The organism is Methylobacterium sp. WL6 (genome assembly GCF_008040095.1).
Lineage (GTDB): Bacteria > Pseudomonadota > Alphaproteobacteria > Rhizobiales > Beijerinckiaceae > Methylobacterium.
On sequence record NZ_VRVH01000027.1, the window covers coordinates 1 to 14,164 of the forward strand.

Annotated in this window: 13 protein-coding genes and 1 pseudogene; 6 read left to right on the forward strand and 8 right to left on the reverse strand. The window is 72.2% G+C overall.

Annotated elements, in window-relative coordinates:
- Positions 1–279 (reverse strand): annotated as a pseudogene (locus FV230_RS06460) (hypothetical protein); the annotation flags it as partial.
- Positions 258–809: a sigma-70 family RNA polymerase sigma factor gene (locus FV230_RS06465; RefSeq protein ID WP_147729996.1), complete on the reverse strand. Its 552-nt coding sequence runs from the start codon at positions 807–809 to the stop codon at positions 258–260. The gene FV230_RS06465 and the pseudogene FV230_RS06460, both read right to left, overlap by 22 nt.
- A 394-nt stretch (positions 810–1,203) precedes the next feature.
- Here FV230_RS06465 and FV230_RS06470 point away from each other — a divergent pair, with 394 nt between their 5' ends.
- The 5 genes from FV230_RS06470 to FV230_RS06490 all read left to right on the forward strand — a co-directional run bounded on the left by FV230_RS06470 (position 1,204) and on the right by FV230_RS06490 (position 6,155).
- Positions 1,204–2,178, forward strand: coding sequence for a S1C family serine protease (locus tag FV230_RS06470; RefSeq protein ID WP_147727653.1), 975 nt, complete (start codon positions 1,204–1,206; stop codon positions 2,176–2,178).
- Positions 2,179–2,338: 160 nt separating this feature from the next.
- Positions 2,339–2,626, forward strand: coding sequence for a hypothetical protein (locus FV230_RS06475; protein ID WP_147841725.1), 288 nt, complete (start codon positions 2,339–2,341; stop codon positions 2,624–2,626).
- A gap of 423 nt (positions 2,627–3,049) precedes the next feature.
- Positions 3,050–3,196: a DUF1127 domain-containing protein gene (locus tag FV230_RS06480; protein WP_147727651.1), complete on the forward strand. Its 147-nt coding sequence runs from the start codon at positions 3,050–3,052 to the stop codon at positions 3,194–3,196.
- 82 nt (positions 3,197–3,278) lie between these two features.
- Positions 3,279–4,727: a methylenetetrahydrofolate--tRNA-(uracil(54)-C(5))-methyltransferase (FADH(2)-oxidizing) TrmFO gene (trmFO, locus tag FV230_RS06485; RefSeq protein WP_147841726.1), complete on the forward strand. Its 1,449-nt coding sequence runs from the start codon at positions 3,279–3,281 to the stop codon at positions 4,725–4,727.
- 123 nt (positions 4,728–4,850) lie between these two features.
- Positions 4,851–6,155, forward strand: coding sequence for an MFS transporter (locus tag FV230_RS06490; RefSeq protein WP_147841727.1), 1,305 nt, complete (start codon positions 4,851–4,853; stop codon positions 6,153–6,155).
- Positions 6,156–6,182: 27 nt separating this feature from the next.
- Here the strand turns inward: FV230_RS06490 and FV230_RS06495 are convergent, their stop codons facing one another.
- The 5 genes from FV230_RS06495 to FV230_RS06515 all read right to left on the reverse strand — a co-directional run bounded on the left by FV230_RS06495 (position 6,183) and on the right by FV230_RS06515 (position 12,850).
- Entirely contained in the window at positions 6,183–7,601 is a 1,419-nt protein-coding gene (locus tag FV230_RS06495; RefSeq protein ID WP_147841728.1) for a sulfatase-like hydrolase/transferase, read from the reverse strand.
- 156 nt (positions 7,602–7,757) lie between these two features.
- Entirely contained in the window at positions 7,758–8,285 is a 528-nt protein-coding gene (locus FV230_RS06500) for a GNAT family N-acetyltransferase (RefSeq protein ID WP_147727647.1), read from the reverse strand.
- An 84-nt stretch (positions 8,286–8,369) separates the two neighbouring features.
- Positions 8,370–10,952, reverse strand: coding sequence for a PAS domain-containing protein (locus FV230_RS06505; protein ID WP_246694763.1), 2,583 nt, complete (start codon positions 10,950–10,952; stop codon positions 8,370–8,372).
- A 63-nt stretch (positions 10,953–11,015) separates the two neighbouring features.
- A complete protein-coding gene (locus FV230_RS06510) occupies positions 11,016–11,813 on the reverse strand; it encodes a Crp/Fnr family transcriptional regulator (protein WP_147841729.1) in 798 nt (265 codons plus the stop codon).
- Positions 11,814–11,989: 176 nt separating this feature from the next.
- Positions 11,990–12,850, reverse strand: coding sequence for a glycoside hydrolase family 25 protein (locus tag FV230_RS06515; RefSeq protein ID WP_243933174.1), 861 nt, complete (start codon positions 12,848–12,850; stop codon positions 11,990–11,992).
- Positions 12,851–13,053: 203 nt separating this feature from the next.
- Between FV230_RS06515 and FV230_RS06520 the strand changes: the two genes are divergently transcribed.
- The gene (locus FV230_RS06520) at positions 13,054–13,497 is read left to right on the forward strand and encodes a DUF488 domain-containing protein (protein WP_147841730.1); all 444 of its coding nucleotides are present in this window, start codon (positions 13,054–13,056) and stop codon (positions 13,495–13,497) included.
- Positions 13,498–13,592: 95 nt separating this feature from the next.
- Here FV230_RS06520 and mntR read toward each other — a convergent pair whose 3' ends face one another.
- Positions 13,593–14,045 carry a manganese-binding transcriptional regulator MntR gene (gene mntR / locus FV230_RS06525; protein ID WP_147727183.1) on the reverse strand — a complete coding sequence of 151 codons (453 nt, stop codon included), beginning with the start codon at positions 14,043–14,045 and terminating at the stop codon, positions 13,593–13,595.
- Positions 14,046–14,164 lie beyond the last annotated feature (119 nt).

The window sequence follows — 14,164 nt, forward strand, 5'->3', positions numbered from 1 at the left end:
AGCCAGGGGCGCGGGGGCCGGGATCGCGTCCGCCCCCGTCAGCGCGCCGGCGATCCTGGGCCAGACATGGTCGGGCGGCATCTCGGCCGGAACGGCGAGGGCCAGCGGCCCGAGCCGCCGCTCCCACGCCGCCACCGCGGGCGCGGTGGCGGGATCGACGACGCGCTCCAGCTCGAACGCCGCGCGCTCGTCGGGCGAGAGCGAGCCGAGCACGTACTCGGCGGCGCGCAGGTCGCGCTCGGTCTCGGGCCCGGCGCTCACGCCTGCTCCTCCAGGCAGCCCTTGAGGGCGCCGAGCGAGCGGTGCAGCCAGGTCTTGATGGTGTTGACGGGCCGGTCGTAGTGCTGGGCCAGCTCCTCGCGCGACCAGCCCTCGCAATAGGCGAGCACGACGCAGGCGCGCTGCGCCTCGTCGAGGCGCGCGAGGCAGGCCGCGAGCGCGCCGCGTCCGACGATCGCCGCCTCGGTGTCGTGCGGGTCGATGAGACGTTCCACCCAGTCCTCGCCGTCCTCGCGCACCGGTCCCTGGACCTCGCCCTTGCGGCGGATCCCGTCGATGGCCCGGTTGCGCGCGATGGCGCAGAGCCAGGTCATCGGCCGCCCGGATTCCGGAGCGTAGGAGCCTGCCGCCTGCCAGACGCGGAGATAGACGTCCTGAAGCACATCCTCGGCCACGCTCCGATCCCGTTGGATACGCAGGATCACCCCGTAAAGTTTCGGTGATGTCAGGTCGTAGAGCGAGCGCAGGGCGCCCTTGTCGCCACCGGCGATCGCGCGCAGGATCCGCTGCAGGGTCGCGTCGTCACCCAAGGATCGGTCGCCCAAGGATCGTCCCCCGTCCCATCGGCAGGTCCTCGCGCCGGACAGGCGAACGATCGGGACCGTTGCGGCAAGGGTTAGCGCATTCTGCGGTGATGAGAAGACGCGGCGCCCCGATTGCCGCGGTTCTCCCTAGGGATGCATCGCGGGGGCGATGCGGGGCGACGATGGCTCGGGCCGACCTTTCCCGCGGACGTTGCGGCTCGCCGGCACGGCCTCGCGCCGCGCCGCCCTCTCGCGCCGCGCCGCCGCGTCGCCCTGCCGGGGTGTCGCGACCGGTCGGCGCGTCCTATCTCCCGGATGGGGGCACGCGGCTCGCGCCCCTCGGACCACCGACCCTCCGGCACCTTACCGGAGCGCAGACATCTCGAAGGACCGACGCGGCATGGCCTCGCAGGGTGATTGGAAGATCCCGGCTTCGACGCAGCCGAAGCCCGGCGATTACGGCTACGACCTCGACCGCGCCCTCACGGCGATGGTCCAGCTCTCCGCCCGCGTGCCGGCCGAGGCCTTCACCGCCGAGACGCTCGGCACCGAGCGGGCGGGCAACGGCGTGGTCATCGGCGAGGACGGCCTCGTGCTCACCATCGGATACCTCGTCACCGAGGCGGAGAGCGTGTGGCTCACCACCAACGACGGCCGCTCCGTGCCCGGCCACGTCATGGGGTTCGATGCCGCCACCGGCTTCGGCCTCGTCCAGGCGCTCGGGCCGCTGGGCGTGCCGGCGCTCAAGCTCGGCACCTCCGGCAGCCTGAAGATCGGCGACCGGGCGGTGGTGGCCGGCGCCGGCGGGCGCCAGCGCTGCGTCGCCGCGCAGATCGTCGCCCGGCAGGAATTCGCCGGCTACTGGGAATACGTCCTCGACGAGGCGCTGTTCACCGCGCCCTCGCATCCGAACTGGGGCGGGACCGCGCTGATCGGCCCGGAGGGCGACCTCCTCGGGATCGGCTCGCTCCAGCTCCAGCAGGGCGGCACGTCGGGCCCGCGGGCGATCAACATGGTGGTGCCGATCGACCTGCTGCCGCCGATCCTCGACGACCTGACCTCGCGCGGGCGCGCCAACCGTCCGGCCCGCCCCTGGCTCGGCCTCTACGCCACCGAGAGCGAGGATGGCGTCGTGGTGATGGGGCTCGCCGACAACGGCCCGGCCGAGGCGGCGGACCTGCGCGCGGGCGACGTGATCGAGGCGGTGGCGGGCGAGCCGGTGGCGGATCTCGCCGACTTCTTCCGCAGCGTCTGGGCGCTGGGCGAAGCGGGCGTGCGGGTGCCGCTGACGATCCGCCGCGACGGCCGCGCCCTGAAGCCGACCCTGGTCTCGGGCGACCGCGAGCGCTTCCTCATGAGCCCGCCCCTGCACTGACCGTCCCTGTACCGCCCCTCTGCACTGACCGCCCCGCCCGGGCCGTAGCTTGGCTGTACGCAGCACAACACGGCCGTCAGTGGAAATTCATCCGGCACGCCGTAGATTTCTCGCTGCCCGGCCATTCCCTCCCTGGCCGGACATCGAAGGAGATCGCGTCATGACGCACGTGAAGACTTTTGGTGGGGCCGGCCTGGCGACGGCAGCCGGCCTGGCGGGAGCCCTGCTCCTCGCACCCGCCGCCCAGGCCATGCCGCTGGCGCCGCTGCCCGGCGGCGCCCTGATCGAGACCGTCGCCGGCGGCTGCGGCCCCGGCTTCCATCCCAATCCGTGGGGCGTGTGCCGGCCGAACTGGGGCCGGCGGCCGGTCTACGGCCCCTACGCCTACGGCCCGCCCCGCCCGTTCTACGGCCGCCCGGCCTATTACGGGCCGCGCCCGTTCTACTGAGACCGGGCCCGGCCGTCGGGCCGGGCCCCGCGCATATGACAACGCCGCATCGCACCTTTCGGCCGATGCGGCGTTGTCGTATGCACGATGCCGCACGCGGATCCACAGTGTTCGGCGATCGGATCGATGCGCGACGGTGCCGGCGCGCAGACGACGCAAGGTCATCGCTTGCACGTTACCCAAGCCGATCGGACGCCGTTGGCCTCCTGAACTGCGAACGCAATCCGGCGCGCGCGAAGGCCTCGAAAACAGGCTTTCCAAAACCTTGCCAAATCGTTGTGCGCCGCATGCCGGTCTCGCATGGCTGGCTAACGAATGTCGGCCTGCCGCTGCGGCGCAGCAAGCTTATATGTGCATTGCACCAACAAGAGGCAGGCGGTGCCCAAGCGGTCGTCACCGCCTGCCTGAACAAAGGTCAATGTCATGTCCGCCGCCCGTAGCGTCCTCAACCGTTTCCGCGCCTATCTCCGTTACCGTGAGACCATCACCGAGCTGTCGCGCCTGTCCGACCGCGACCTCGCCGACCTCGGCATCAACCGCTTCGAGATCCAGGGCATCGCCCGCGGCTGAACCGCCATCGCCCGCGGCTGAAGCTCCCGGACGTGCGCCGGCCCGTTGCCTCGGGCCGGCTCGTTCCGGTATTTGCAGGGGCATGTCCCAAGCAAGCGCGCCCATCCACATCGTCGGCGGCGGCCTCGCAGGCTCGGAAGCCGCCTGGCAGATCGCCGAAGCCGGCCACCACGCGGTGCTGCACGAGATGCGGCCGGTGCGCGGCACCGAGGCCCATCACGGCGAGGGCCTCGCCGAGCTCGTCTGCTCCAACTCCTTCCGCTCCGACGACCCGAACGGCAACGCCGTCGGCCTCCTGCACCAGGAGATGCGGACGCTCGGATCGCTGATCCTGCGGGCGGCCGACCAGCATCAGGTCCCGGCCGGCGGCGCGCTCGCGGTCGACCGCGAGGGGTTCTCCGCCGCCGTCACCGCCGCGCTCGAAGCGCACCCCAACGTCACCATCGTGCGGGAGGAGGTCGCCGGGCTGCCGCCGGAGAGCTGGGGGCCGTGCATCGTCGCCACCGGCCCGCTCACCGCCCCCGCCCTCGCCGAGGCGATCCGCACCATCACCGGCGCCGACGCGCTCGCCTTCTTCGACGCCATCGCCCCGATCGTCCACCGCGACTCGATCGACATGAGCAAGGCGTGGTTCCAGTCGCGCTACGACAAGGTCGGGCCCGGCGGCACGGGGGCCGACTACATCAACTGCCCGATGGACCGAACGCAGTACGACGCCTTCATCGCGGCGCTCGTCGGCGGCGAGAAGATCGGCTTCAAGGAGTGGGAGGCCTCGACGCCGTACTTCGACGGCTGCCTGCCGATCGAGGTGATGGCCGAGCGCGGCCCCGAGACCCTGCGCCACGGCCCGATGAAGCCCGTCGGCCTCACCAACCCGCACGATCCCCAGGTGAAGGCCTGCGCGATCGTGCAGCTGCGCCAGGACAACGCGCTCGGCACGCTCTACAACATGGTCGGCTTCCAGACGAAGCTGACCTATTCCGAGCAGGTCCGCGTCTTCCGCACCATCCCCGGCCTCGAGAACGCGGAGTTCGCCCGCCTCGGCGGCCTCCACCGCAACACCTACCTCGACAGCCCGCGCCTGCTCGACGCGACCCTGCGCCTGAAGGTGCGCCCGTCGCTGCGCTTCGCCGGCCAGATCACCGGCTGCGAAGGCTATGTCGAGAGCGCGGCGATCGGCCTGATGGCCGGGCGCTTCGCGGTGGCGGAGAGCCGGGGCGGGGCGCTCGAGCCCCTGCCGCAGACGACCGCGCTCGGCGCGCTGATCGCCCACATCACCGGCGGCCACATCCTCGACGACGTGCCCGAGGAGACGGCCAAGGAGCCGGGCAAGCCGCGCTCGTTCCAGCCGATGAACGTCAATTTCGGCCTGTTCCCGCCGCTCGCCGCGATGCCGCGCAACGAGACCGGCAAGCGCCTGCGCGGGCCGGAGAAGGCGATGCTCAAGCGCCAGGCCCTGACCGACCGGGCGCGCGCCGACCTGTCGGCCTGGATCGCCGGCACGACGCCCCAGGCCGCGGCGGCCGAGTAGCGCCCCCACGTTCAAGCGCGCGAAAAAGTCCCCCGATCGGCGACATCGCGCCTTGAGCCCGCGCCCGTCCCGGCGAACAGTGGCGCGGACGGCGCAGGCCGGATCGCGGGACGAGGCGCAGCCGTGGCGGGACCTTACGAAAAATCCTCCGGGTCGACGGTCGGGGCGGTGCTCCGCGTCACCAGCGGCAACTTCCTGGAGATGTTCGACTTCTTCCTGTTCGGCTTCTACGCGACCCACATCGCGAAGGCGTTCTTCCCGGCCGGCGACGAGTTCGCCTCCCTGATGCTGACCTTCATGACGTTCGGTGCCGGCTTCCTGATGCGGCCGCTCGGTGCCGTGCTGCTCGGCGCCTACGTCGACCGGGTCGGGCGCCGCAAGGGGCTGATCACCACGCTGGCGATCATGGCCGCCGGCACGGTGCTGATCGCCTTCGTGCCGGCCTACGCCACCATCGGCCTGCTCGCCCCGGCCCTCGTCCTGATCGGCCGGCTGCTCCAGGGCTTCTCGGCGGGCGTCGAGCTCGGCGGCGTCTCGGTCTACCTGTCGGAGATGGCGACGCCCGGCCGCAAGGGCTTCTACGTGTCCTGGCAATCGGGGAGCCAGCAGGTGGCGATCATGGCCGCCGCCGCGATCGGCTACGGGCTGAGCCACGCGCTGGTGCCGGAGCAGATGTCGGAATGGGGCTGGCGGGTGCCGTTCCTCATCGGCTGCGCGCTGGTGCCGTTCCTGTTCTACATCCGCAACTCGCTGGAGGAGACCAAGGCCTTCGCCGAGCGCAAGCACCGGCCGGAGGCGGCCGAGATCTTCCGGACGCTCGCGACGAACTGGCGGATCGTGCTGCTCGGCATGCTGATGGTCGCGATGACCACGATCGCGTTCTACACGATCACCGTCTACACGCCGACCTTCGGCAAGAGCGTCCTCAAGCTCACCGACACCGACAGCCTGCTCGTGACCTTCTGCGTCGCGGTCTCGAACCTGTTCTGGCTCCCGGTGATGGGGGCGCTGTCCGACCGGATCGGCCGCAAGCCGCTCCTGATCGCGTTCTCGGCGCTGACCCTGCTCACCGCCTACCCGGCGCTGACCTGGCTCGTGGGTCACATCAGCTTCGGGGCGCTGCTCGCCGTGCTGCTGTGGTTCTCGTTCCTCTACGGCAGCTACAACGGCGCGATGGTGGTGGCGCTGACCGAGGTCGTTCCGGTCGAGGTCCGCACCGCCGGCTTCTCGCTCGCCTACTCGCTGGCGACCGCCCTGTTCGGCGGCATGACGCCGCTCGTCGCCACGTGGCTGATCGCGGCGACCGGCGACAAGGCCGCACCCGGCCTGTGGATGTCGCTCGGCGGCGCCCTGGGACTGGTCGCGACGCTGGTGATCTATCGCGGGCGCGGGGCGATGCCGGCCGGGATGCCCGCCGCGGCCCGGTGAGCCGCGCGGCGATCCGCCGGTCGGAAGCTATTGCGGGGATGCCGTCCGGTACAGGACGGGCGTGGCCGGATGGCGCGGCGCGAGCCGGATCCAGGGAACCCGGTCCGGCTCGAAGCGGACGCGGGCCGCCCGGCGCCAGAGCGGCGGGGCATGATCGCCGACCAGGAGGATCTCCGTACCCGGATTGCGGATCGCGAGACGCGAGACCGCCGCGAACAGGTCCTCCCAGATCTCGGCCATCGCGCAGACCTCCGGATCGCCGAAGGGCCCACCGGTCTTGCAGTCGTGGCGCGGCGTCGCCTCCCCGGGCCTGACCGGGACATGGGAATTGAGCGTGACCCAGTACACGAACAGCGGCTGCGTCGCCTTCGACAGCCGGTCGTCGATGGTTTCGGCGATGTCGACGTCGCAGGGGCCGACGAACGCGCCGCCGCAGTGCCGCGTGTAGGCCGTGGTCGCGGTGTCCTGGAACACGCTTCGGACGAAGCCCGCCTTCGGGTACCAGGACGACCGATCGTAGAATGCGCTCGTGAACCCATGGACCGAGACGGTGCGGTAGCCTCGCGCGGCGAGCTGGGCCGGAAGGCAGGTCGGTCCGTGCCCGTCGAGGAGAACGGTGTAGGCCGAGCGCGAATGGCAGAGCTCGCGCATCTCCCCGTACGAGGTCGCCCCGAAGAAGCTCGTCGTGCCGGTCGTGATGCTGAAGGCCTCCCTCAAGGCCGCGTCGTCGAAGGCGGAGAACAGCACCTCCCTCTGGCGCGGGTCGCGCAGGACGCCCAGGCTCTCGACGAGCACGAGAAGGACGTTCGGCTTCCGCGGCGACGGCGCCGTCAGGGCGGCGAAGCCCGCCGCCTGGACCGCGGATTGGAAGGGCTGACCGATGGCGGCGGCCGGGCCGAGAGAAAGGCTGGCCGAGCTGTTGATCGCGATGTCGGCGAACAGGAATCCCGACACCGCCAGGGCGAGGACGATCCTGTTGCCTCGGACCATGGGTGCCCTGTAGCGCACGAGGAACCACAGGCCGGCCGCGACGAATGCCGTCAGGGCCGCCGTGAGCCCCGCATAGAGCGGCGAGCTCAGCAACCGGACATGCGTCAGGGCATCGAGGTTGTGATGGATGGATCCGATGTCGAGGAAAAAGATCTCCGAGACGATCATCAGCAGGTCGAAGGCCACGACCGTGAGGTAGAGCGGTACCACGGCAAGGGGCCGCAGCCGGATGCCGACCAGGATCACGACGACGTAGGCCGCGATCGGCGCGGATCGTGCCGGAATGCCGATCCAGAGGCTTGCCAGGATGGCCAGCGCGTTCGGCAGGAGCAGGGCGCCGACGACGAGAAGCAGGGTCGGCCCGGCCTGCGCGATGCGGCGGCGGACCGCCCAGCCGCCGACGCGTTCGCGCACGGTTTCGCGCGCGTCGACGAAGCCGTTTTCCGCGCTGTCCATGCCCGCGCCCCACCTCAAGTCAGTGGAGCATGTTCCTATGGATCGGTTATCACGGTCCTAATCTGCACGTGAACCCGGTAAATTTGCCCAGACGATCGAAATCGTTCCCGCCTTTCCGAGGTCTGGCGGGCGGGCGTCGGAACGCGCGAGCCCTCCTCAGATCGCCCGCCGCGCCATCAGCCGCCGGCCCGGGCGGTGCCCCTCCTCACCGGTGTCGCGGAACCCGAGCTTGGTCAGGAGCCCCCAGGAGGCGACGTTGCCGGGACGGCACTCGGCAACGATCGTGCGGGCCGGAAAGCGCAGCGACAGCGATCCCAGGATGCCCGACACCGCTTCCGTGGCGAGACCGCGCCCCCGGGCGGCGCCGCCGACCCAGTAGCCGATCTCGACCGCCTCGGTTCCGCGCAGGTGCGTCCCGACCACCCCGACCAGGGTTCGGCCCTCGCGCGTCCGGGCGCCGAAGAACCGGTCCTCGCGGCGGCGTCCCGAGGCGATGAGCCTGCGGGCATCCTCGAGCGTGAAGGGCGCGGGCAGGAAATCGACGGCGCCGGTGATCGCCGGGTCGTCGGTGAGGCTCCGCAGCGCCTCCGCATCGCCCGGAATCAGCACGTCGATCGACAGTCGCGCGGTCTCCAGACCGGGCAGGTCGCACAAGCTGTCGCTTCGGGCGCGGCGGAAGAACATCTCGGAGGATGTGGGATCGGACGACGGATACCGTAAGAGACGCTTTGGCGGGGCGGTCTCATCCCGCGCCGACCCGGGCGCGGCCTACTCCACGGCCTGGAAGCCCGACAGCGGCGCCTCGACGCGGCAGACGACCCCGTCGGGCTCGTAGGCGAGGCCGACCGCGCCCCCGACCGCGCCCGCGAGCCCGCGCTCGATCAGCCGCGACCCGAAGCCCTTCCGCGTCGGCGGCGCGACCTTGGGACCGCCGCGCTCGGTCCACAGCATCCGCACCATGGCGTCGGCATCGAGCGACCACGTCACGGCCACGCGGCCGCCGGGCACCGAGAGCGCGCCGTACTTGGCCGCGTTGGTGGCGAGCTCGTGCATCATCAGCGCCAGCGACAGCGCCGCCTTCGGGCCGACCTCGATCTCCGGCCCGTCGAGGGCGAGGCGCCCGGCCTGGCCGTCGTCGTGGATCGCCAGCGCCCCGGCGATCACCGCGGCGATGCCGGCGCTCTCGCGCGCGCCCGTCAGGAGGATGTCGTGCGCCTTGCCCAGGGCGATCAGCCGGGCGGCGAGCGCCTCCTTGGCGCTCTCGAAATCGGGGGCGTTGCGCAGGGTCTGCGACGCGATGGCCTGGACCATCGCGAGGGTGTTCTTGAGGCGGTGGCTGAGCTCGCGGTTACGGAGCGCCTGCTGGTCCTCGGCCTGGATGCGCCCGAGCGTGCCCCAGAGCCGCTCGGCGACCTCGCGCACGAAGGCGATCTCGCCGGCGGCCCAGGCGCGCGGCGCGCGGTCGTGGACGAACAGCACCCCGGCGAGCCGGCCGAGCCGCGTCAGCGGGACGTTGATCGCGGCCCGCGCGCCCATGCCGGCATAGGCCGCGGCATCGCCGGCCAGCGCCGGATCGGCGATATCGGGGATCGCCTGCGGCAGGCCCGAGGCCAGGCGCGCCACCGTGCGCTCCAGCGTGATGTCCTCGATCATCGCGGTGGTCTGGAGCCGGTCGCCCAGCGCCTGCGACACGAGGTTGACCCGGGCCCAGATGATGCGGCCGTCGGCACGGCGGTAGCGCTTCTCCAGGGTCTCGCGCAGGACCTCGCCGGCGGCGAGGCGCCGGTGCAGGGTGTCGCGCTCGGCCGCATCCTCCTGCGGGGTCCACAGCGCCACCGACCGGCCGACGATGGCGGCGGCCGGCGCGCCCCAGATGGCGCAGAGCTTGGCGTTGACGCTCAGCACCTCCAGGCTGTGCGGATCGAGCTGGACGATGCCGACGTTGGCGCCCTCGAAGATCGCGCGGACATCGGCCTCGGCGCGGTTGCGCTCGCTCAGGTCGAGCATCGCGCCGACCATGCGCACCGGCGTGCCGTCCGCGCCGCGGATCACGTAGCCGCGGTCGAGCACGTCGGCGTGGCGTCCGTCGGCGCGCAGGAAGCGGTATTCGAGGCTCCAGGCGTCGCTCCCGCCCCGGATCGCGGTACCGAGCGCCGCCTCGACCCGGTCGCGGTCGGCCGGGTGGACCTGCGCCAGCCACCATGCCCCAGTGGCGGCCTCGCCGTCCGGAGCCCAGCCGTAGGCGGTCTGGAGCGCCTCGTTCCACGTGACCGTGTCGGCGACGAGATCCCAGTCGCGGATCGCGTCGCTGGTCGCCCGCGCGATCAGGCGGTAGCGCTCGCGGACGGCCTCCGAGGCGAGGTCTGCGACCTTGCGCGCGGTGACGTCCCGGACGCTCCCGACGATCCGGTTGGCCCGGCCGCCGGCGAGCACCGGACGGCCGCAGATCGCGACCCAGCAGGGCGCATCGTCGGGCCGCACCAGCCGGTAGTCGCCGCCGAACCGCCCGTCGCCCTCCGGGTCGAGGGCGGTGCGCAGGTCGGCGGCGGCGCGCATCCGGTCGTCCGGGTGGATCGCCCGCAGGAAGGTCCGCGCCAGGTTCGCCGGCTGCGCCGCGTCGAGCCCGAGCAGCCGGCGGGCGTGGGCATCGCAATCGAGGCGGTCGGCGAGCGGGTCGTAGTCCCAGATCCCGATCTCGGTCGCCTCGATCGCCAGCCGCATCAGCAGCGCGCTCTCGCCGAGGCGGACGGTGGTGGCGGCGCGCGCCGCGAGGGCTTGGCGCTGCCGGGCGAGGCGCGCCTCCCGACGGTCGAGGGCGGCGCGGCTCTCCAGCAGGCCGACCGTGCGGCGCCCGAGCGCCCGGAAGGCCGCCTCCTGGCCGGGCGCGAGGCCGGCGCGCGGCAGGGTGTCGAGGACGCAGAGCGTCCCGAGCGGGACGCCGTCGCGCGAGACGAGGCGGAGCGCCGCGAGGAAGCCGAACGGGAGCGCGCCTCCACCGGGCCCCGCGCCCCGGTCGGCGAGGACGCGGAGGTCGGGCAGGACGAAGAGGTCGTCTCGGAAGATGTCGCCGTGGGGGAGGACTTGTCCCTGGCGGACGCCTCCGCCCCGATCGAGCCCCCCTCGCGAGAGCAGCCGTGCCAGCGCCCGCCCGTCGGGCGCGGCGATCCCGAGGCGTGCCGCCACCGCCAAGCCGTCGCCGTCGACGAGGCCGAGGAAGGAGGCCGGCGCACCGAGGAGCGCACGCGCGAGCAGCACGGTGTCGTCGAAGCCGGTCTTGGCCGGATGCGCTCCGGAATCTACGCGGGGCGCGGCCCGCACCGGTCGGTCGGGAAGGGTGGACGGGGCGCTCACCGCGGCGTCCGCGGCGATCCGCACGCCGCGGCGGCCTCGGGCCGTGGGATGGGGAAGCGGGGTTCAGCGCGCCGCATCCCGCCTCCTTCCGCCCTCGTCGCGGTCGGTCGCCGCCGCGCGCTCCGACGCGCCGCCGACGGCGTGGATGCTGCCGAGCACGGTATCGTAGTGGCGGCGGACGACGCCGTGGCACTCGCAGGCGGCGTCCACCATCGCGGTGCGGTCGAGGATCGTGATGCGGCCGCGCCCGACGCGCAGCAGGCCCTGCGCCTGCAGCGTGCTGAGGATGCGGGTGAGATAGGTGCGCTGGACCCCGAGCATCGCGGCGAGCTGCTCGTGGGTCACGGGCAGCACGTCGCCGTCGATCCGGTCCTGGAGGGTCAGCAGCCAGCGCAGGCAGCGCGCCTCGATCGGGTGCAGGGCGTTGCAGGCCACCGATTGCAGCACCTGCGCCAGCAGGCAGTCGGCGTAGCGGGTGAACAGGGCGCGCAGGCTCGCCGAGCGGCGCTTGGCCTCCTGCAGGCGCGCCGCATCCAGGCGCAGGGCCGGTCCGCCGACCTGCACGACCGCGCTGGTGGAGGCGGGAACCCGGCCGTCGCTGACCGCGCCGCCGACGGCGCCCTCGCAGCCGATCGTGGCGGTCTCGGCGCTGCGGCCGTCCTGCATCGCGATCAGCAGGGTCACGACCGTCTGCCGGCAGGGAAACGTGATCGCGCCGACCTCGGCGCCGGCGGCGAAGAGCACGTCGCCCTTCTCGTAGGCGACCGGCTCGAGATGCGGCGCCAGCAGGGCGCGGTCGGCGCCGCGCAGGCTCTCGAGCAGGCGGTTGCCGTCGAACGGGGAGGAAGACGCGACCGACATGCGATTCGACGGTGGAGGGCGGATCGTCACAACCTACAGGAGCGACCCGGCCGCAGTCCGTCCATTAGTGGACAGAAGACGCGCGAATTCGATGATTTTTCGACATTTGCGCGCGGCTGCGCCGGCGCGATCGCGCGTCGGCGGGAAGCGCTTTCAGAGGGATGCCGGCCGGCTTTCTACTTGCCGGTGCAGAGGCCCTGCTCGGAGAGGCGGCGGTGCTCGCGTGGGTCGCAATCGGTCGAGAGGAACGAGGCCCACTCGGCCGGCGTCCCGTAGAAGGCGTTGCGGTCGACGTCGCCGCGCACCCCCGGCACGCGGCCGGTCGAGGTGAACTGCCACAGCATCCACTTGCGGTTGGCGAAGCGCTGCTCGGGCTCGGCTGCGGTCGAGCGCAGCCAATGCGGGTAATCCGGCAGCTCGCCCTCGAGCACGTCCTTGTGGAAGGTGATGTCGGTGTAGATGATCGGCCGCTTGCCGGTGTACCGCTCCATCTCCTCGAGCATGTAGGTCGTCATCGCCAGGGCCTGCGCCTTCGGCAGCTTCTTCGGGCAGGTCTGCGAATGGCCGTTCCACTCCACGTCCAGCACCGGGGGCAGGGCGGTCGGGTCGTTGGGGACGTTCTTCTTGAACCAGTCCATCTGCTCCTTGGCCGAGCGGCACCAGAACACGAAGTGGTAGGCGCCGCGCGGCACGCCCGCCTGGCCGGCGGCGTCCCAGTTGGCGCGGAAGCGGTCGTCGACGTGGTCGCCGCCCTCCGTCGCCTTGATGAAGGCGAACTGGGTGCCGGCGGCGCGCACCGAGGCCCAGTCGACCGGCCCCTGCCACTTCGAGATGTCGATGCCCTGGATCGGATGGCTCTTGGCCCGCGCGACGCCCGGATGGGGCTTCGCGTCGCCGTTCGTCGGGTAGAAGTCGTTGTTGGAGGCGCAAGCCGCGAGGCTCGCCAGAAGCGTCGCCGCCAGGATGCGCTTGGCGACCGCGCGCAGGCCGGCCGAGGTCGAGGCGAGATCCACGGGACGAGCATTCCTCAGCGACATCGATGCCCGGCCCGCCATCTGGTGAAGCGCCACAACAGAGCTATTCGATGGCCCCGGGGCGGTTAACAGACTTTTGCCGTCAATGCGGCGGAATTCCGGAACCCGTGTCGGACGAGACACATGACCGCGTGGAGCGCGTCCGCGCCGGCCCGCGCGCCGCGGGTTAAGTCACGCTGCCGCCTCGCTTCTTCGGAGGGCTCGGGTTGGGTAAGGTTCTGTTCACCATAGGTTACGAAGGGCTCGATCCGGAGCGCCTGACCGCCGCCCTCCGCGAGGCCGGATGCGGCCTGCTCGCGGACGTGCGGGCGGTCGCCAACTCGCGCAAGCGCGGGTTCTCGAAGGGGGCGCTCAAGGCCGGGATCGAGGAGGCGGGCCTCGCCTACGCCCACCTGCGCAGCCTCGGCACGCCGAAGGCCGGGCGCGAGGCGGCCCGCGGCCACGACGCGGCGCTGATGCGCAGGATCTACTGCGAGGCCGTGCTCGACACCGCCGACGGCGGCCTCGCCCTCGATGCGCTCGCCGGGATGGCCGAGGCCGCGCCGACCTGCCTGCTCTGCTTCGAGCGCGACCCCGAGCGCTGCCACCGGCGCGTGCTCGCCGAGCGCCTGGAAGCCCGCGGCTTCACCACCGTCGACCTGTTCGGGTGAGATCCGCCTTCGGAGGCGACGAGGCTCGGCCGCAGGCGCGAACGTGGGCCGCCGCTGCGGCGGATGCCTCCGACCCGGGTCGAAGGCGCCGAGCGTCACGCGTCGGGCCGGCCTTCGCAGAAGCGCCGGAACGCCTCCAGGGTCTCGCCGCTGACATGGTGCTCGATGCCCTCGGCGTCGCGCCGCGCGGTCTCGGGGCTGACCCCGAGGGCGCACAGGAAGCGCTCGACGATGCGGTGGCGCTCGCGCGCCTGGCTCGCGAGCGCCCGTCCGGCCTCGGTGAGGAACACGCCGCGATAGGGGCGCTGCTGCACGAGGCCGTCCTCGGCCAGCCGCTTCAGCATCTTGGCGACGGTCGGCTGCGCCACGCCGAGGCGGGCGGCGATGTCGACCTGGCGCGCCTCGCCGCCGTCGCCGATCAGGTCGGCGATCAGCTCGACGTAGTCCTCGACGAGCTCGGAGCGCCGGGCCTCGCGGGCCTGCCGGAAGCTCTCGACATGGACCTCCGGGTCGATGAGCGCGGGCTCGGATCGTGGCGGATCCTGCATGGTGCCGGCTCTCTCCCCCCTTGGGCAGGTCGCGCGGAAACGCTTTGCGGTTTCGCGCCCGAAGCCTGCGATCACACCCATAGGCCGGGCGGCTGCGGCGCAGGCAGCCTGTTTAGCAA

Bases quoted from the DNA above. Each gene is read 5' to 3' on its own strand.
- mntR (WP_147727183.1), bottom strand. From the start codon at position 14,045: ATGCAGGATCCGCCACGATCCGAGCCCGCGCTCATCGACCCGGAGGTC.
- FV230_RS06475 (WP_147841725.1), top strand. From the start codon at position 2,339: ATGACGCACGTGAAGACTTTTGGTGGGGCCGGCCTGGCGACGGCAGCC.
- FV230_RS06480 (WP_147727651.1), top strand. From the start codon at position 3,050: ATGTCCGCCGCCCGTAGCGTCCTCAACCGTTTCCGCGCCTATCTCCGT.
- FV230_RS06495 (WP_147841728.1), bottom strand. From the start codon at position 7,601: ATGGACAGCGCGGAAAACGGCTTCGTCGACGCGCGCGAAACCGTGCGC.
- FV230_RS06500 (WP_147727647.1), bottom strand. From the start codon at position 8,285: ATGTTCTTCCGCCGCGCCCGAAGCGACAGCTTGTGCGACCTGCCCGGT.
- trmFO (WP_147841726.1), top strand. From the start codon at position 3,279: ATGTCCCAAGCAAGCGCGCCCATCCACATCGTCGGCGGCGGCCTCGCA.
- FV230_RS06470 (WP_147727653.1), top strand. From the start codon at position 1,204: ATGGCCTCGCAGGGTGATTGGAAGATCCCGGCTTCGACGCAGCCGAAG.
- FV230_RS06510 (WP_147841729.1), bottom strand. From the start codon at position 11,813: ATGTCGGTCGCGTCTTCCTCCCCGTTCGACGGCAACCGCCTGCTCGAG.
- FV230_RS06515 (WP_243933174.1), bottom strand. From the start codon at position 12,850: ATGTCGCTGAGGAATGCTCGTCCCGTGGATCTCGCCTCGACCTCGGCC.